The sequence below is a fragment of the Sphingomonas soli NBRC 100801 genome (genome assembly GCF_001591025.1).
GTDB lineage: Bacteria > Pseudomonadota > Alphaproteobacteria > Sphingomonadales > Sphingomonadaceae > Sphingomonas > Sphingomonas soli.
The window spans coordinates 146,888-163,464 of the sequence record NZ_BCTZ01000015.1; the positions used below are offsets into that span (position 1 = coordinate 146,888).

General features: G+C 64.3%; 18 protein-coding genes. 9 read left to right on the plus strand and 9 right to left on the minus strand.

The window, feature by feature from the left end:
- Positions 1-53: 53 nt before the first annotated feature.
- Positions 54-2,852, minus strand: coding sequence for a DUF3857 domain-containing protein (locus SSO01S_RS12355; protein ID WP_066799139.1), 2,799 nt, complete (start codon positions 2,850-2,852; stop codon positions 54-56).
- A 230-nt stretch (positions 2,853-3,082) separates the two neighbouring features.
- Here SSO01S_RS12355 and SSO01S_RS12360 point away from each other — a divergent pair, with 230 nt between their 5' ends.
- From SSO01S_RS12360 to SSO01S_RS12370, 3 genes are all read left to right on the plus strand, one after another.
- Entirely contained in the window at positions 3,083-3,934 is an 852-nt protein-coding gene (locus tag SSO01S_RS12360) for a hypothetical protein (RefSeq protein WP_157073763.1), read from the plus strand.
- 103 nt (positions 3,935-4,037) lie between these two features.
- Positions 4,038-4,913, plus strand: a complete 876-nt coding sequence (locus tag SSO01S_RS12365) for a hypothetical protein (protein WP_157073764.1) — start codon at positions 4,038-4,040, stop codon at positions 4,911-4,913.
- A 65-nt stretch (positions 4,914-4,978) separates the two neighbouring features.
- Complete coding sequence (locus SSO01S_RS12370; protein WP_066799149.1) at positions 4,979-5,884, plus strand: hypothetical protein; 906 nt, start codon at positions 4,979-4,981, stop codon at positions 5,882-5,884.
- A gap of 7 nt (positions 5,885-5,891) precedes the next feature.
- Here SSO01S_RS12370 and uvrC read toward each other — a convergent pair whose 3' ends face one another.
- Positions 5,892-7,814 (minus strand): excinuclease ABC subunit UvrC, encoded by a 1,923-nt coding sequence (gene uvrC, locus SSO01S_RS12375; RefSeq protein WP_066799150.1) that lies wholly within the window; start codon positions 7,812-7,814, stop codon positions 5,892-5,894.
- A 95-nt stretch (positions 7,815-7,909) separates the two neighbouring features.
- On the opposite strand from uvrC, the gene SSO01S_RS12380 reads away from it, so the two are divergent.
- Positions 7,910-8,653, plus strand: coding sequence for a class I SAM-dependent methyltransferase (locus SSO01S_RS12380; RefSeq protein WP_066799152.1), 744 nt, complete (start codon positions 7,910-7,912; stop codon positions 8,651-8,653).
- A 6-nt stretch (positions 8,654-8,659) separates the two neighbouring features.
- On the opposite strand, the gene SSO01S_RS12385 is transcribed toward SSO01S_RS12380, so the two are convergent.
- Entirely contained in the window at positions 8,660-8,851 is a 192-nt protein-coding gene (locus tag SSO01S_RS12385; protein ID WP_066799154.1) for a hypothetical protein, read from the minus strand.
- 110 nt (positions 8,852-8,961) lie between these two features.
- Between SSO01S_RS12385 and SSO01S_RS12390 the strand changes: the two genes are divergently transcribed.
- The 3 genes from SSO01S_RS12390 to SSO01S_RS12400 all read left to right on the plus strand — a co-directional run bounded on the left by SSO01S_RS12390 (position 8,962) and on the right by SSO01S_RS12400 (position 10,618).
- Positions 8,962-9,408 carry a surface-adhesin E family protein gene (locus SSO01S_RS12390; RefSeq protein WP_066799156.1) on the plus strand — a complete coding sequence of 149 codons (447 nt, stop codon included), beginning with the start codon at positions 8,962-8,964 and terminating at the stop codon, positions 9,406-9,408.
- A 53-nt stretch (positions 9,409-9,461) separates the two neighbouring features.
- A complete protein-coding gene (locus tag SSO01S_RS12395; protein ID WP_066799158.1) occupies positions 9,462-10,085 on the plus strand; it encodes a DUF2272 domain-containing protein in 624 nt (207 codons plus the stop codon).
- Positions 10,086-10,177: 92 nt separating this feature from the next.
- Complete coding sequence (locus tag SSO01S_RS12400; RefSeq protein ID WP_157073765.1) at positions 10,178-10,618, plus strand: surface-adhesin E family protein; 441 nt, start codon at positions 10,178-10,180, stop codon at positions 10,616-10,618.
- Positions 10,619-10,733: 115 nt separating this feature from the next.
- Here the strand turns inward: SSO01S_RS12400 and SSO01S_RS12405 are convergent, their stop codons facing one another.
- The 5 genes from SSO01S_RS12405 to SSO01S_RS12425 are packed head-to-tail and all read right to left on the minus strand — an operon-like array spanning position 10,734 to position 13,325.
- Positions 10,734-11,375 carry a F0F1 ATP synthase subunit B family protein gene (locus SSO01S_RS12405; RefSeq protein ID WP_066799162.1) on the minus strand — a complete coding sequence of 214 codons (642 nt, stop codon included), beginning with the start codon at positions 11,373-11,375 and terminating at the stop codon, positions 10,734-10,736.
- Entirely contained in the window at positions 11,368-11,859 is a 492-nt protein-coding gene (locus tag SSO01S_RS12410; RefSeq protein ID WP_066799164.1) for a F0F1 ATP synthase subunit B family protein, read from the minus strand. The genes SSO01S_RS12405 and SSO01S_RS12410 overlap by 8 nt, the downstream gene beginning before the upstream one ends.
- A gap of 53 nt (positions 11,860-11,912) precedes the next feature.
- Positions 11,913-12,140 carry a F0F1 ATP synthase subunit C gene (locus SSO01S_RS12415; RefSeq protein ID WP_044330387.1) on the minus strand — a complete coding sequence of 76 codons (228 nt, stop codon included), beginning with the start codon at positions 12,138-12,140 and terminating at the stop codon, positions 11,913-11,915.
- Positions 12,141-12,183: 43 nt separating this feature from the next.
- Positions 12,184-12,969 carry a F0F1 ATP synthase subunit A gene (locus SSO01S_RS12420; RefSeq protein ID WP_066799167.1) on the minus strand — a complete coding sequence of 262 codons (786 nt, stop codon included), beginning with the start codon at positions 12,967-12,969 and terminating at the stop codon, positions 12,184-12,186.
- 41 nt (positions 12,970-13,010) lie between these two features.
- On the minus strand, positions 13,011-13,325 hold the full coding sequence (locus tag SSO01S_RS12425; RefSeq protein ID WP_066799169.1) for an AtpZ/AtpI family protein: 315 nt from the start codon (positions 13,323-13,325) through the stop codon (positions 13,011-13,013).
- A gap of 185 nt (positions 13,326-13,510) precedes the next feature.
- Between SSO01S_RS12425 and radC the strand changes: the two genes are divergently transcribed.
- A complete protein-coding gene (radC, locus tag SSO01S_RS12430; protein ID WP_066799171.1) occupies positions 13,511-14,191 on the plus strand; it encodes a RadC family protein in 681 nt (226 codons plus the stop codon).
- 104 nt (positions 14,192-14,295) lie between these two features.
- On the opposite strand, the gene SSO01S_RS12435 is transcribed toward radC, so the two are convergent.
- A complete protein-coding gene (locus SSO01S_RS12435) occupies positions 14,296-14,766 on the minus strand; it encodes an EF-hand domain-containing protein (RefSeq protein WP_066799173.1) in 471 nt (156 codons plus the stop codon).
- Positions 14,767-15,066: 300 nt separating this feature from the next.
- Between SSO01S_RS12435 and purB the strand changes: the two genes are divergently transcribed.
- Positions 15,067-16,383: an adenylosuccinate lyase gene (gene purB, locus SSO01S_RS12440; protein WP_066799175.1), complete on the plus strand. Its 1,317-nt coding sequence runs from the start codon at positions 15,067-15,069 to the stop codon at positions 16,381-16,383.
- The last annotated feature ends 194 nt before the right edge of the window (positions 16,384-16,577 follow it).

A 16,577-nucleotide genomic window follows, 5' to 3' on the forward strand; every position in this document is an offset into this window, starting at 1 on the left:
TTAACGCCCCCGGGTGAAGAAACTCCAAATCCTGGCGACGGGGCACCCCACCCTTACGGCTTGATCCCCCAACGCGCATATTCCGCGTCGGCGACGGGCCAGAGCAGGCGCGCTGTGGCGAGATCCTTGTCCCCGCTTTTGGTATCTCCCATGCGGCGGCGAACCACGCCCCGCATGAACAGGCTGGCGCTCTGATCCGGCACAACCTCCAGTGCGGCGTTCAGATCGGCAAGCGCCTCTGCCATCTTGCCCATCCGGTAATAGACCATCGCCCGGCTGTCATAGATGTGCGCGGGGCTCCCCGCGATCTCTATGCCTTTCGCGCAATCGCTGAGCGCGCCTTCCAGATCCAGATTGTTCGTTCCCTTGAACCAGCAACGGTTGTTGAGCCGGTTGGCATCGGACGGGCGTTCGGCCACGAGCTTGTCGAGCACCGCCAGCCCCTCGGACGCGCGACCGCTCTTGGCGAGCAGCTCGGCCTGCAGGGTCTGATAGCCCTCCGCGCCGCTGCCGCCCTCGGCGATCTGCGCCTCGAGCATCGAAAGCGCCGTGTCCCGGTCACCCTTTTCGAAACGCAGGCGCGCGACGCGGCTCACCGCCGTGGCGTTGCCCGGCTCCAGCGCATAAGCCTCTTCGGCATCGGCAAGCGCACCGGCATCGTCGCCCAGCGCCTCGCGCGTCACGCTGCGCGCAAGATAGGTGCGGACGTCGGCCTGCAACGCGATCGCTTTGTCCTGATCGGCCAGCGCGCGGCGCCACTCATAAATGCCCAGGAAGAAATTGGCGCGATTCAGATACCATTTCACCTCTTCGGGTTCTTCCGCAATCATCTTGGCATAGACCGCCAGCACCGGATCGAAGATTTTCGATGCCTTCCCCGCCGCCACCACTTCGTAATGAGGCGGGTAGCTCACGGGAGCCAGCACGGTCAGCAGCCGCTTCTTCGCGAGCGTCACCTGCGTCCGCGCGGCCGCCACATCGGCGGGCGCGATCTCGGCCCCGACCGGCATGAAGCGATCCTCAACCGTGGCCCAGCCATCCGCCAGGCTAGCCGTGCGCATCATCGGCACGCCTGCCAGTACCGGCGGCAGCGTCTGGTTGCCCTCCAGCACGAAGCCCTTGCCATTGTCGGGCAGCCGCACGCGCAGACGATAGGTGCCGGTCGCATCCGGGGCTACCGCTACCGGAATGTCCCGCCATGCCGCACGGGCGCGATCGGGTGCGAAGTCTATATCGTTCACGGTGCGGTCGAGCACCATCTTGTAGCGGCGGTTTTCGCGCTCGAAGCCCGATCCGATCACGCCGGATGCGGTGATCGTCGCGGTCGCCGTCTCCGGATCGTAGCGCAGCGCCTGATCGCCCAAGGCGGCGTTGACGAGCACAGTGCCCACCATCTTCTCGACAAAGTCCCTGAGCTGATCCTTGGTTGCCTGGGTCGAGACCGCCTGCAGCATAGCCGCCAAGGGGCCCCGCGCCACCGATGAATAGCTGAATGTCGCCGGTATGGTCAGCCCGGCGCGCTGATCGAGCTCCACCGAGATTTCCATCGTCGGGCGGCCCGGTGGGCGCATGACGATCGGCAGCAGCTCGGCTCCCGCCATGCGAAGCGGCAATACCGTGCGGAACGGCGGCGTGTCTTCCATATCCTCGATCCGGTCGCCGGCGCTCGTCCCATCCAGCCACAGCGTCTTGCCCGCCACCGTGGCGCGCACCAACACATGATCGAACGCGGCGGGCGCGGCCAGACGCGCCGGAACCAGTTCGCCCATCGATGAGCTGGCGATCACCGGCTCCGCCTCGATTCCCAGTTCGCGCAAAATCGCCAGCAGCAGCAGCGTCTTCGCCTTGCAATCGCCGTAGCGCAGCGACCAGGTCGCGGTCGGAGACTGCGGAATGTAATTCCCGCCGTCCATCGCGTTCAGGAGATAGCGGACCTCGTCCTGCACCAGCCGCAGGGCCATCGCGGTCCGCACGCGCGGATCGGTCGATGCCTTGGCAATCTTCGCCACTTCCGCCGCGAGCGGGCTGCCCGCCGCGATCAGGCCGTCGGCCTTGTACAAGGGCGCCATGGACTTCGACACCGCTGCCCAGTCCGCGAAGCTCGTCGCCTCCAGCATCGCCAATTTGGTGTAGCGGCCCGGCGCGTCGTTCGGCATTTCGGGCTGCTTGGGAAGCGGCATCGGAATTTCCACGGTCTCGAAACCGCCCGCACTCGTGATCTTCGGCGTCACGCCTTCCGAATAGAGCTTCCATTTCACCGGCGCGCCTTTGGGCCAGGAGAGCATCAAGCGGGCAAATCGCGCGCGCACATTCTCCGGCAGCAACGGCGCCACCGTCTGGACATTGCCGGCCAGCGCGCGATCCTTGCGCGTGATCGAATAGCGAAAGATCAAGGTGTCTCCGACGCGCAACCCCTCGACTGCCATGGTCGCGGTCAGCGTCCCGCTGATCTGGCTCTTCTCCAGTTGCTCCTCGCGCTGAAGCACCTTGAGCGGTTCACCCTTTGCCAGCAGGTCGATCCGCTCGGCGCCGCGCACGATCTGCGCCACATGGACGATCAGGTCGCCCTGATCCGGCTGCCATGGCAACTGGATCGTTCCCACCTGGCTGAGCACCTGGGGCGATACGACCCGCAGCGCCTGGCTCATATAGATCCAAACCTGCCCGTTCTCGATCCGCTGCTGCTGATCGAACAGCACGAGCATCGGGTCCCGGTCAGTCAGCTTGGAGAAGTCGATCTCCGGCGCGGGCGTCACCCAGGTCGGCGCGGCGGCGTATAGCGGCTTGTCCCCCGCATAGGCGGTGCCACAGGCAAAAGCCGCCAGGATCGCAATCAGCGCGCGCACGAACATTCGGAAAGCCCCTCCAATTTCCGGCGAGCCTAGCGCCCTTCCTCGCGCCCGCAAGCGCCCTTTCTCCGTCATGCGTTCCAATAGGCTACGAAAAATGGAGGCAAGCGCATCCGTCTCTCGAGAAATGCGCTGGTCCGGCAAATATTGATGTCATTTCGGTTGGATTATGTTCATCGGCAATTCAGGATGAAAGGACGACTTTCATTGCTGCGACAAGGGGATATGGGGCAATGCGGACGTCGGCTCTGGCACTGATCTGCTCGTCTTTATTCGTCGCCGGCATGGCTCCCGCCGCGGCGGCGCAAGATAGCGCCCCCAACACGCCCACGCCGGCAATGCCGCCCCCCGGCCCACAGCCGGGCAATTACGACATCACCGTAAGCGGCCAGTTCGACGCGATGCCGATGAACACACCGCTCCCTCCTCAGGGTGCGCGCGCCAGCCGCACGGCCAATACGAATTCGCGCATGTTCGTGCGCTGCATCCGCCATGCGCCGCCGGAGCTGCTGCGGCCGATCGTGGAGGGCCATGCGCGCGACGGCAAGACCCAGGACGCGCTGGACCGCGTCATCCGCACCAATACCGGCTGCTATCGCGATTTCTCGGGAGTGCCGACACCCAATTATTTCGGCGATTGCAATCCCGTGGTGATCGGCACCTATACGATGTGCCGGGCGATCTATGATCGCGGCGCGCTGATCGAGGATGCGTTCAATACCTACGCGCCCCACTTCATGCTGATGCCGGGCGATACGCTCGACAAGTCGGCGATTGCCCGTTTCCGGGCGCGGGAAGAAGCGCGGGGCAAGTTCCGCTCGCCCGTCGATCGGCGCTTTTACGATGCCGTGGCCTGCATGGTTCAGCTTGAGCCCCAGCGCTCGGTCCGCCTGTTGCGCGCCGAGCCGGGATTGGAGCGCGAGGCGCGGCTGCGGATGCAGATCATCTCCCGTACGCCGCTCTGCACGGGCAATGCGAAAACCGTGAAGGTCGATCCCTATCAGTTCCGCATTTATCTGGCCGATGCCGTCTATCACTGGACCCTGGCGGCGAAGAATGTGGAGACGCTCATTCCGCCGGGCTAACGGGACGGCCCCGATCCGCCGGAAGGCCGGGGAAATACCGCAACACCCTTTTCGAAGACATGCTAGGCGCGTTGCCGAAATTACGTGCGACAAAGGATTTGTCATGTTGGCGTTGGTACGATCGTTGTTCTTCGCGGCGGCGCTGGCGGGTGCCGCTACCGCTGCATCCGCTCAGGATCACCCGGATGAGCCGCTGTCCTCCGGCAACGATATCGTCGTCACCGGCAAGCTGGAGGAAGAAGCGCCACGCCGCCCCCTGCAGCCGGAAACCGCGCGCACCAGCAAGGCCTTCGCGTCCGACGGCGGCATCTTCGCGCGCTGCCTCAACGATTCGTCGCTCGATCTGCAGCGAACCGTTGTGGAAGGCCATGTTCGCGACAGAAAAACGCAATATGCGCTCGATCGGCTGATCCGCTCCCACCGGGGATGCTATCCCCGCATGCATCGTCCCAATCGCACCAGCATCGGCTATTTCGGCAGGTGCAACCCGGAAATGGCCGGCGCAACCAGCGGATATACCGACGCGATCTCGGGAAAGGCCGATTTCCAGTCCGAGGCTGTCGTGTGTCGCGCGCCTTATGACCGGATGGCGTTGGTGGAGGAGGTGTACCGCATCTACGCGCCGCATTTCATGCTCACGCCCGCCGATACGCTGAACCGCGACGTGATCGCACGCTTCCGCGCGCGCGAGGCGGTTCGCGGCAAATATCGCAGCCCGATGGATCGCCGCTTCTACGATACCGTCAGTTGCATGGTGCAGCTCGCGCCCGAGGAATCGGTGCGGCTCCTGCGCGCACCGAGCAGCTCCGCGCGGGAGACCCAGCTGCGCCAGGCGATCATCGCAAAGAGCGCCTATTGCACCGGCAACGCGGAGAATGTGTCGGTCGATCCACCGCAATTCCGCGGCTATGTTGCGGACGCCCTGTATCACTGGACGATTGCCGCGAAAAATGTGGAGACGTTGATACCCGGGGGGTGAGCCCCGGGAACGGGCCGCAACGCAGGAAACAGGCGATTTTTCGCGCTTTCAGCAGAGGATGGACGATGCGTATTGTGACGGGATCACTGCTTCTGGCCGGCTTGCTGGCGTGCACCACCGCGATCCACGCGCAGGACCAGGGCAAGGCCGCCAAGCGGGGCAAGGACGACATCCTGGTCACCGGGAAGAAGGGCGACGAGCCGCGGCACAACCCGATGCCGCCCGCCAGCGCACGCTTCAGCCGCAGCGTCGCCGCCGACGCGGGCATGTTCGCGCGCTGCCTGAAGGACGATTCGCTCGACCTGCAACGCATTGTCGTCGAGGGGCATGTCCGCAACCGGGCGACGCAAAAGGCGCTCGACCGCCTGATCCGCTCGAACGCCGGCTGCTATCCCCGCTTCCGCAAGACCGTGCAGACCGGCATCGGCCATTACGGCACCTGCAATTCCGAATTTTCCGGCGCGACGCAGGGAAACACCAATCCCAATGTGAGGCTCATCGGGACGCCCGCCGTTCCCAAGACCCAGCCATCCGACTTCGCATCGGAATTCAAGATCTGCCGCGCACCCTATGACCGGCTCGCTGTGGTCGAAGAGGTGTTCCGCACCTATGCCCCGCATTTCATGCTCACCAAGGGCGACACGCTCAACAAGGAAACCATCGCGCGCTTCCGGGCGCGTGAGGAAGTTCGCGGCAGCGATCGCGGACCCATGGACCGCAGATTCTACACGACGATCGCCTGCATGGTGCAGCTCGCGCCCGAGGAATCGGTGCGGCTGATCCGCACCAACCCGGGCTCCGCCGACGAGACGTGGCTGCGCGAAACGATCCTCGCCAAGGCCAACTATTGCGTCGGGGGGATCAATGACGTGTCGGTCGATCCGCCACAGTTCCGCGGCTATCTGGCAGACGCGCTCTATCACTGGACGATCGCGGCAAAGAATGTCGAAACGCTGATTCCGGCGAGCTGAGCCGCGCTCAGCCCGCGTGGAAGTAATCGTGGAGCTGCTGGGCCATCGCCTTGCTGACCCCCGGTGCCTTTTGCAGATCTTCCAGGCTCGCGCCACGCACCGCGCGCGCCGTGCCGAAATGCATCAATAGCGCCTTCTTTCGCGCCGGGCCGATGCCGGGAACGTCATCCAGGGGCGACGCACCGATCGCCTTCGCACGCTTGGTGCGGTGCGCGCCGATCGCGAAACGGTGCGCCTCGTCGCGCAGCCGCTGGATGAAGAAGAGCGTCGGCGAATTGACCGGCAGCATAAGCTCGCGCCCGTCCATCAGGTGGAACACTTCGCGCCCCTCGCGACCGTGATGCGGCCCCTTGGCCACGCCGACCATACAGACATCCTCGATGCCCAGATCCTCCAGCACGCCGACCGCCGCGTTTAGCTGGCCGCGCCCGCCATCGATCAGCACCAGATCGGGCCAGTCGCCCTGCGTCCTGTCCGGATCCTCATTCTGCGCGCGCGCGAAACGGCGTGACAGCATCTCGCGCATCATCCCGTAATCGTCACCAGCGATCGTCTCGGGACGCTTCATGTTGAACTTGCGATACTGGCCCTTGCGGAACCCCTCCGGCCCCGCGACGACCATCGCGCCAACCGCGTTGGTGCCCTGGATATGGCTGTTGTCGTAAATCTCTATGCGGTCCGGGCTGTCGGGCAGCTCGAACACATCGGCGATTTCGGCGAGGAGCTTCGCCTGGGTCGTGCTCTCCGCCATGCGCCGGTCGAGCGCCTCCACGGCGTTGCGCGTCGCCTGTTCCATCAGCCGCCGCCTCGGGCCCCGCTGCGGCACGCTGAGCGCCACCTTGTGCCCCGCGCGCTCCGCCATCGCCTCCGCCAGCAGCTCCGCTTCGGCCAGCTCGCGATCGACGAACACATTGCGCGGCGGCGGCACCTCTTCATAGAATTGCATCAGGAAGGCGCTGAGCACCTCATCCTCCGGCACGTCATTGGTGTGCGCCGGGAAGAAGCTGCGATGCCCCCAATTCTGGCCGCCGCGAATGAAGAAGGCCTGGATGCCCATCACCCCGCTCTTGCAGGCCAGCGCGAAGATATCCGCGTCGCCGACGCCCTCGGCGTTGATCGCCTGGCTGCCCTGGATGAAGGTGAGCGCCTTCAGCCGGTCGCGCAGCACGGCCGCCTGCTCGAAGTCCATCCGCTCGGCGGCGGCCTGCATCGCCTCGCCCAGCTTGGCCTGAACCTTGGTCGATTTGCCCTGCAGGAAATCCCTCGCGTCCTGCATCAGCTCGGCATAACCCGCTTCGTCGATCCGCCCGACGCACGGCGCGGAGCAGCGGCGGATCTGGTAGAGCAGGCACGGTCGGTCGCGCGTCGCGAAGAAGCCGTCGGTGCAGCTTCGGAGCAGGAACAGCTTCTGGAGCGCGTTGAGCGTCTTGCGCACCTGCCCCGCCCCGGCGAACGGCCCGAAATAATCGCCCTTCGCCCGCCGCGCGCCGCGATGAAGCTGGACTCGCGGAAAGGCGTGATCGGCGCGCAGCAGGATGAAGGGAAAGCTCTTATCGTCGCGCAGCAGGACGTTATAGGGCGGGCGGTAGCGCTTGATCAGCTGCGCCTCGAGCAGCAGCGCCTCCGCTTCGTTATTGGTCGTCACGATCGTCATCGACCGCGTCTGCGCAACCATCCGCTGCAGCCGCTTCGAAAGCCGCGAAACCTGGGTGTAATTGGTCACCCGGTTCTTGAGCGCCCGCGCCTTGCCGACATACAAAACGTCGCCGCGCGCATCCTGCATCCGGTACACGCCGGGCCGCGCCGGCAGCGTCTTCACGACATTGCGAATCGCCGCCACCCCCGTTTCCAGATCGGGCGCCTCGGCGCCGCGAACGGCATAGGTCGCCTTTTCCTCATTGAAGCGATTGGGAGAATTGGGATCGGACATGCTGCGGATGATCTAGGGACGCGGCGGACTCCCGGCAACTTGATCCCGCGCGCGACAGGTTCATAATCCCGCATAGATACCGGGAGAGACTCGCCATGAAGCTGCTCGCCGCCGCCACCCTGCTCGCTTTCGCCTCGCCGGCCGCCCACGCCCAGAGCGTGCCGCCCGCAATCACCGCAGCGCTCGCCGATCCCGCGCGCCCGGCGGACCAGCGCGCTCGCGATGCCGCACGGCATCCGGGCGAAGTCCTGGCGTTCGCGGGCATCAAGCCCGGCGACAAGGTCGCGGATTTCTTGATGGGCGGCGGTTACTGGACGCGGATCCTGTCGCCGCTGGTCGGCCCCAAGGGGCATGTCTATGCCTATGAGGCGGCCGAGTTCATCGCATACCGCAAGGAATATGCGACCGAGCAGGACGAGGCGGTGAAGGGCTATGCCAATGTCACCGCGGTGCGGACGGGCCTGGGCTCGGTGGCGTTCGCGGAGCCGCTCGACGCGATCGTCACGATCCAGAACTATCACGACCTGCACCTGAAAGCCTCACCGCCGGGTGCCGCCGCCTATATTGCCGGGCGGCTATATGCGGCGCTGAAGCCCGGCGGCGTGCTGGTGCTGGTCGATCACGCCGCCAACACCGATCCCGGCTTCGCGGCCCCCGATACGCTCCACCGCATCGATCCCGCGGCGACGCGCAAGGAGCTGGAAGGCGTGGGCTTCAAGTTCGAGGGCGAAAGCGCGGTGCTGCGCAATCCGGCGGATCCGCGCACCGCCAACGTCTTCACCCCCGAGATCAGGGGCAAGACCGACCAGTTCTTCCATCTCTATCGCAAGCCCGGATAGGCCGGATCACTGTGCGGCGTTGCGCTCCAGCTCGGCGGCGCGCGCCTCGATACGATTGATCTCGGCGGCGGTACGGGCGCGGATTTCCTCCGCACTTGGCGGAAGCGGATGCGCGCTGCGCCAGGCGGCGAACGCCATGAACAGGATCGCCGCGCCGGTCAGCACCGCAGCGAAATCGAGCCATCTACGCGTGGACATACCCTATTCTTAGCATTGACGTCTCACCCGGCGCCATGCTGATTGCAGGGGCGGGCTGTATGTACATTCCGAGTCGCGCTGAACGACCCGGAAAAATTGAGGGGAAAATCATGCGTTTCGTATATGGAGCGGCAGCCGTGATGCTTGCCGTGCTTCCAGCGCAGGCCTTCGCCCAGGATTGGTACCGAGCCGGCGGCAATGCCAACAATATGAGCTATGTCGATCTGGCCAGCATCCAGCCGGCCGGCGGCAAGATCCTGGCCACCACCAAGAGCGTGTATCGCGAGCAGTTGAGCGGCGATACCGGGATCTACGCCACGCAGATTCGTGCGGAATATGATTGCGCGGGCAATTATTTTCGTACGCTGGAATACACCTATTTCGACGCTTCGAATAAGCTGATGCGCACCGAAAAGTCGCTCAGCATCGACGAGCACAAGGTGCCGGCCAAGGGCAGCATCAACGAAGCGATGATGAATTTCATCTGCTATCGCAAGGGCGGCACGCAGGTGACCGATCACTTCACCGACGCCAAGATCCAAATGTCGAAAATGTGACGCAAGGGCGGGCGCGGCAGGTGCTGCGCCCCTCCGTTTCGGGAGTGCGTGGATTGGGCGAAATCGCCGGCAGGCTGATCGCCGTCGCGGCGCGCGAGTGGGAGTTCTTCCGCCGCACGACGCGCCACATCGACGATCATTGGGATCTGGGTGCCAATCTGGACGATCCGCCGCATACGGCACGGATCGGCGAATATTGGGCTGCCGTCGGGCGGCCCGATTGGGACGGGCTGACTCCCGAACCATGGTCTGCCGCGTTCATCAGCTGGTGCTTCCGCGAAGCAGGAGCCGGTGCCGCCTTTTGGGGCGACGAGACGCATTCGGTCTATGTCGACCGAATCCGGCGGCATGACGGGATGAGCGATAAGCTCGTTCTCCATGACCCGGCTCTGGCCCGCCCAAGGGTCGGCGATCTGATCTGGAATGCGCGCGGCGAACGCGATCCGCCGCAAACCTATCTGGCGGCGCTCGCCCAGCTCGACGCGGGCCGCTTCTTCGACTCGCATGTCGATGTCGTGGTCGCGGTTCAGGACGGCGTGTGCAGCAGCATCGGCGGAAATGTCTGGCACCAGAAAGTGGGCGGATCGGTGACCCGTTCGGACTGGCGGCTCGACGCGGACGGACGGCTGGTGGACCCGCGCAAGGTCTGGATCGGCGTGATCGGCAATGATCTGTGAGCCCGCACCCGCAACCCCGGAACAACCACCAATCTATGCACCATCGCAAGCATGCACTATCACGTTCCACACCATATGAAGGGGGAAATCACATGAGAAAATTGGCAATCGCGGCAGCTCTGGCGCTCGTCGTATTCCCTGCGACCGCATCGGCCGAGGCATGGTATCGCGTCGGCGGCAACAAAAAGACGATCAGCTATGTCGATCTGGACAGCCTGCGCAACATCGCCGGCAAGATCATCGTGGTGACGCGCAGCATCTATGCCGAGCCGCTTAGCGGCGAGATCTACGGTGCGGCCATCCGATCGGAATATGATTGCGCCAACAAGAATTTCCGCACGCTGGAATATAGCTATTATACCAAGACCGGCGCGCTGATCTCGACCGAGCCGTCGCAGACCATCAACGAACTCAAGGTGCCTGCACCTGGCAGCATCAACGAGGCGATGATGGACTTCATCTGCTTCCGCAAGGGCGGCACGCTGGTCACCAATCCCGTTACGGATGCCGAGGCCAAGTTCCCGACGATGTAATCCCCGGATTTCCACATGGCTCCCGGCGGGAGTCATGTGGAACCGCCAGCCGGCCAAAATGAAGAAGCCCCGGCGCGATGGCCGGGGCTTCTTCATTTCAGCGATGGGTCCAGGCTCAGTTGGGTCGGCCGAGACCCGCGATGGTCTTGTCGACCAGCGCCTTGTCAGCGCCCGCATCATGCTTTTGCGCGATGATGGCGGCGGCAGCCTTGGTGGCGGCTTCGGCGGTCTTGGCGCGGATCTGCGCGATCGCGGCGCGCTCGGCGGCGGCGATCTTGTCCTCGGCCATCTTGGCGCGGCGCTTGGTCAGGTCCTTGGCGTCGGCCTCGGCCTTGGCCAGCACGCTCTTCGCCTCTTCATCGGCATGCGCGATCATCGCGGCAGCCTCTGCCTCGGCACCGGCGATCTTCTTGGCATATTCGTCGCGCAGCGCCTCTGCCTCGGCGCGAAGCTGCTTGGCTTCTTCCAGACGGGTGCGGATCGCGGCGATCTGGTTGTCCAGCCCGCGCGTTATCAGCGACGGCACCTTCTTCCAGAACAGGATGGCGATGAACACCGCCATCGCGATCGAGACCCAGACGGTTGCGTTGAGCACGCCGAACAGCGCCGGATCGGGCGCATGCTCTGCGCCGCCATGCGCTTCGGTGGTGGCGGTCAGCCCCTCCGCGCCGGTGTGCGGAACGGCCATGCCTTCGCCATGCTTGGCTTCCGAAAGATTGTGCGCCACTTCCGCGCTCGCTGCCGAATGATTAGCCATTGAGCGCCGCCTTCACTGCAGTCTTGGCCTCTGCCGCGCTCACCTTGGCACCCGAGATGCGCGCAACGATGTCCGTTGCGGCCTCGGCTGCAACCGCTTCGATCTCGCCCATCGCGGCCTTGGTCGCCTCGGCGATGCGCGCTTCGGCTTCCGCCAGCTTCGCATCGTTCTTGGCATTGCCGGCCGCGAGCGTCGTCTCGCTCTTGGCCGCACCCTTGGCGCGCGCCTCGGCGACGCGCTTCTGGGCGGCTTCGCGCGCAGCATTCTCCTGGACCCGCCAATTTTCCTCGGCCTGGTCCGCCGCGGCGCGCGCGGCTTCCGCCGCCGCGAGATCGCTCGCGACCGACTGGTCACGCGCGTCGACGGTCGACAGCACCTTGGGCAGCATCATCTTGCCGACCACGAAGAAGACGAAACCGAACGTCAGCAGCAGCCAGAAAATCTGGGATGCGAACGTCTCGGCGAGTTGGGAGATCTGAGGCATCTTAATCCTGTCCGGTTGCGGGCCGGCTCGTCACCGGCCCGAACTGGAGAAATTTACGCGACGAAGATCAGGATCATCGCAACGACGAACGCGAGCAGGCCGAGAAGCTCGGCGGCCGCGAAGCCGATGAACAGGCGGCCCTGCTGGCCGTCAGCCGCACCCGGATTGCGCAGCGCGCCTTCGAGGAACGAACCGAACACGTTGCCCACACCGATGGCGGCCATGCCGGCGCCGATGGCGGCCAGACCTGCACCGATCAGCTTTGCTGCTTCTGCGTCCATTTTAAAAACTCCTGCTTGGTATCTGTAGGTTGGTACGAAAAACTCAGTGCAGATGCTCTGCGTCGTGGATGTACAGCGACGTGAGCAGTGCAAAGACATAGGCCTGGATGCCGGCAACCAGCACTTCGAGTGCGGACACGCCGATCATCAGCACGAAGCTGGGCACGCCCACCACGCCGCCCCAGAGCGGGCTGGCATTGGCGGCATTGATCACGAAGCCCGCGAGCACCTTCAGCAGAATGTGCCCGGCGATCATCGCAACGAAGAGTCGCAGGCCGAGGCTGAAGGGGCGGAACAGGAACGAGACCAGCTCGATGGGGAAGATCACCAGCACCATCGGCAGCGGCGTGCCGTGCGGGATGAACAGGCTGAAGAACTTGATGCCATGCTTCCAGAAGCCGACGATCAGCACGATCGCGAAGCTCATGATCGCCAGCACGCCGGTCACCGTGAAGTGGCTGGTGAAGGTGAAGGGGTGCAGGCCAACGAGACCCAGCGGAAGCAGGCCCAGCAGGTTGGCGAACAGGATGAACATGAACAGCGAGAAGATGTAGGGGACGTATTTGCGCCCGCCATGGCCGATATTGTCATCGACCAGCTTGGTGATGAAACCGGTGAAATTCTCGACCAGCATCTGCCCGCGCGTCGGGATCACCTGGCGCTTCATGCCGAGCAGCATGAACGCCCACAGCGCCACTGCCGCCGCCAGCATCCACACCGCCGAATTGGTGAGAGCGATCGGATGCCCTGCGATGCTGAACAACGGGTCCCCGATCTCCTGGATCTGGAACTGGTGCATCGGGTCGATCTTGCCTGATTCAGCCGCCACGCTTGTTCGTCCGCCTCATTAGCCAAAGCGCCCGAAGAATCTCACTTCGAGCGCTTGTTCGAAATCCGAATGATGTTCCTGAACGCCGATACAATGCCCATGAAGAGCATGACGAGCAGGAGCCAGGGGGAAGTGCCCAGAAACCGATCGAGCAGCCACCCGATCAGCGCACCTCCGGCCATACCGCCGATCAGTTCGGCCAGCACGCGATTGCCCAGGTTGTAATCCCCCTGGCCCTTCCCGCCGCTGCCGTTCCTGATCGCCTCTTCCGATTTCGCCCGCTGCAATCGCTCATCGAGCGAATTCAGGCGTGCATCCTCGGGCAAGGGGTCCAGTCCGGGCTCTTCTTCGGCCAAATCGCTTCTCCCAGTCGCCGTTTCCGGCAGGGCCAAGCGCTTGTGCCCAAAGGCGAGCCCGCCAAGGCAGGGGCGCTTTAGCAGGGTGCCGGGTCGAGTCAACTCCGGTGCCGCACCGCACCAAGGAAGAGCCGGGAAAAGCGAGCGATTGCGCGGCCGCGATACTGCCGATACCCCTTGGCCCCATGTCCGACGCGCCCGACAATTCCGGCCATCGCGAGCGCCTGCGCCAGCGGCTGTTTGATGGCGGCGCGGATGCGCTGCTCGATCACGAGCTGGTCGAATATATCCTCGCCCTCGCCATCCCGCGCCGCGACACCAAGCCGCTGGCCAAGGCCCTGCTGCGCGAATTCGGCGGTATCGAAGGCGTGTTCACTGCCGATTCCAAAGACCTGTTGCGGGTGAAAGGTATGGGCGAAATCTCTGCCGCCGCGATCAAGATCGCCCATGCCAGCGCGCTCCGCCTGCTGCGGGAGCAGGTGGCGGCAAAACCTGTGCTGGCGAACTGGCAGGCACTTCTCGATTATCTGCGCGCCGACATGGCGCACCACGGCATCGAGCGGTTCCGCGTGCTCCATCTCAATTCAAAGAACATCCTGATCCGCGACGAGGTGATGAGCGAAGGCTCGATCGACGAAGCCGCCGTCCATGTCCGCGAGGTGATCCGCCGCGCAATGGAGCTCAAATCCGCAGCCCTGATCCTCGTCCACAATCATCCCTCGGGAGACCCCTCCCCCAGCCGCGCCGATATCGAGATCACCCGCAACGTTGCCGAAGCGGGCAAGCGGCTGAACATCGCCGTGCACGATCACATCATCATCGGCGCGCAGGGGCATACCAGCCTGCGCGCGCAGGGTCTGATCTAGGCTCGCATTGGGGCCACCGAACAGCCCACGCAAGCAAACGCCCGCCGGAGGCAAGTCCGGCGGGCGTCGGGAGTGGCGCCATGCGTACGGCGCCGAGGGATTTGTTACGAGCTCTTCGGCGTCAGGAACGCGGTAAGCTCCTGCTTGTTCACCGAAGCACTCTTGTCGGCATCGGCCGAATTGAATGCCTGGTCGGCCCAACTCTTCGCCTCGGGCGAATCCGGCGCGAAGGTCGGTTCGGCGGCCTTGCGCAGCGTGCCCATCCAGGCGGCGAATTCGGTCGCGTTCAACGTGCCATCCGCGTCCGTATCATAGGTGCCGAAATCACGGCCAACAGCCTGGGCAACCTGTTCCTGGCTGGTGGCGGGCTGCGCCGCCGGAGCGGTCGCCTCCGGAGCGGTCGCCGCCGTGCTGTCGGCGGGCGGCGTTGCCGCAGGCTGGGCAGCCTGATCCGTGGCCGACTCAGCCGTGGTCGCGGGAGCCGCAGGCACATCCTGCGCAGACTGCGCCTCCGCGGGCTGCGATTCGGCAGGCTTGGGCACGTCCTGCGCAAATGCAGGCGCAGCAATAAGCATGGACGTAGCAAGAAAAACTGATTTAATCATCTCTATTCTCTCCTTATATACGCCGGAACAACAAAAAGCGTTCATCAGCGCTTCGTCGAATGTCTTGCCTTAACAACCATCAATGTGGAGGGCTTGTTCCGCATTTCATCGGCGTTAGCCTCGCTTCACCCCTGACAAATCCCCGTTCATCGCATTTCATTTGCCCTGTGTCGCCGATGCAACGCCGGCGCGGGTCGCGATAGCGCTGGAAGCATAAGAGCGCGCTTGCTAGGGGCGCGGGCGACTCCCCATCCCCGGAAAGGCCCCCCGATGGTTCCGCGCTATTCCCGCCCCGAAATGACTGCGATCTGGTCTCCCGAGACTCGTCTCGGCATCTGGTTCGAGATCGAGGCGCACGCGACCGAGGCGCTGGCCGATCTGGGCGTGGTGCCCAAGGCCGCTGCGGACGCGCTGTGGAAATGGTGGGCGACCAAGCCCGTGATCGATGTCGCCGCGATCGATGCGATCGAGGCCGTCACCAAGCATGACGTGATCGCCTTCCTCACCTGGGTGGCCGAGCAGGTCGGCGACGAAGCCCGCTACATGCATCAGGGTATGACCAGCTCGGACGTGCTCGACACGGCCCTAGCGGTCCAGCTTGCCCGCGCCAGCGACATCCTGATCGCCGATCTCGACAAATTGCTCGAAGTGCTCAAGCGCCGCGCCTATGAACACAAGCTGACCCCGACGATCGGCCGCAGCCACGGCATTCATGCGGAACCCGTCACCTTTGGCCTGAAGATGGCCGAGGCCTATGCCGAGTTCAGCCGCGCCAAGACACGCCTGATCGCCGCCCGCGAAGATATCGCCACCTGCGCGATCTCCGGTGCCGTCGGCACCTTCGCCAATATCGATCCGCGCGTCGAACAGCATGTTGCGGAAAAGCTCGGCCTCAGCGTCGAGCCGGTCTCCACCCAGGTGATCCCGCGCGATCGTCACGCGATGTTCTTCGCGACGCTCGGCGTCATCGCATCCTCGATCGAGCGCCTCGCCACCGAGATCCGCCACCTCCAGCGCACCGAAGTGCTGGAAGCCGAGGAATATTTCTCGCCGGGCCAGAAGGGCTCGTCGGCAATGCCGCACAAGCGCAATCCGGTGCTCACCGAGAACCTCACCGGCCTTGCCCGCATGGTCCGCAGCGCCACCATCCCGGCGATGGAGAATGTGGCGCTCTGGCACGAACGCGACATCAGCCACTCGTCGGTCGAGCGCTATATCGGCCCCGATGCCACCATCACGCTCGATTTCGCGCTAGGCCGCCTCACCGGGGTGATCGACAAATTGCTCGTCTATCCCGCGCGCATGCAGAAGAATCTCGATCGCATGGGCGGCCTCGTCCACTCGCAGCGCGTGCTGCTCGCGCTCACCCAGGCGGGTGTCAGCCGCGAGGACAGCTATCGCCTCGTCCAGCGCAACGCGATGAAGGTGTGGGAATCGGACGGTGAACTCTCGCTGCTCGAACTGCTCAAGGCCGATCCCGAGGTCACCGCGGCACTCAGCACCGAAGAGCTCGAGGACAAGTTCGACCTTGGCTATCACTACAAGCAGGTCGACACGATCTTCGCCCGCGTATTCGGCGAAGCTTAGGTCGTGAATCTATAAACGACCGCTTCGGCAATAAGGCTGAACGGCCGGGATAGGGCGAGGAGCCGACATTCCGCACGTCCACACCCGTCATCCCGGACGTGTTCCGGGATCCACCCTGCGGCACTCGATGGACAAGGGGCTCCAGTCGAGAATCGACCGCCACCCTCAACCGCACGCCCTGCCCCCGGAGACCT

Excerpts from the sequence above, each read along its gene's own strand:
- SSO01S_RS12400 (WP_157073765.1), top strand. The coding sequence starts at position 10,178 with ATGAGAAAATTGGCAATCGCGGCAGCTCTGGCGCTCGTCGTATTCCCT.
- SSO01S_RS12415 (WP_044330387.1), bottom strand. The coding sequence starts at position 12,140 with ATGGACGCAGAAGCAGCAAAGCTGATCGGTGCAGGTCTGGCCGCCATC.
- SSO01S_RS12355 (WP_066799139.1), bottom strand. The coding sequence starts at position 2,852 with ATGTTCGTGCGCGCGCTGATTGCGATCCTGGCGGCTTTTGCCTGTGGC.
- radC (WP_066799171.1), top strand. The coding sequence starts at position 13,511 with ATGTCCGACGCGCCCGACAATTCCGGCCATCGCGAGCGCCTGCGCCAG.
- uvrC (WP_066799150.1), bottom strand. The coding sequence starts at position 7,814 with ATGTCCGATCCCAATTCTCCCAATCGCTTCAATGAGGAAAAGGCGACC.
- purB (WP_066799175.1), top strand. The coding sequence starts at position 15,067 with ATGGTTCCGCGCTATTCCCGCCCCGAAATGACTGCGATCTGGTCTCCC.
- SSO01S_RS12385 (WP_066799154.1), bottom strand. The coding sequence starts at position 8,851 with ATGTCCACGCGTAGATGGCTCGATTTCGCTGCGGTGCTGACCGGCGCG.
- SSO01S_RS12360 (WP_157073763.1), top strand. The coding sequence starts at position 3,083 with ATGCGGACGTCGGCTCTGGCACTGATCTGCTCGTCTTTATTCGTCGCC.
- SSO01S_RS12405 (WP_066799162.1), bottom strand. The coding sequence starts at position 11,375 with ATGGCTAATCATTCGGCAGCGAGCGCGGAAGTGGCGCACAATCTTTCG.
- SSO01S_RS12365 (WP_157073764.1), top strand. The coding sequence starts at position 4,038 with ATGTTGGCGTTGGTACGATCGTTGTTCTTCGCGGCGGCGCTGGCGGGT.
- SSO01S_RS12370 (WP_066799149.1), top strand. The coding sequence starts at position 4,979 with ATGCGTATTGTGACGGGATCACTGCTTCTGGCCGGCTTGCTGGCGTGC.
- SSO01S_RS12435 (WP_066799173.1), bottom strand. The coding sequence starts at position 14,766 with ATGCTTATTGCTGCGCCTGCATTTGCGCAGGACGTGCCCAAGCCTGCC.
- SSO01S_RS12390 (WP_066799156.1), top strand. The coding sequence starts at position 8,962 with ATGCGTTTCGTATATGGAGCGGCAGCCGTGATGCTTGCCGTGCTTCCA.
- SSO01S_RS12380 (WP_066799152.1), top strand. The coding sequence starts at position 7,910 with ATGAAGCTGCTCGCCGCCGCCACCCTGCTCGCTTTCGCCTCGCCGGCC.
- SSO01S_RS12410 (WP_066799164.1), bottom strand. The coding sequence starts at position 11,859 with ATGCCTCAGATCTCCCAACTCGCCGAGACGTTCGCATCCCAGATTTTC.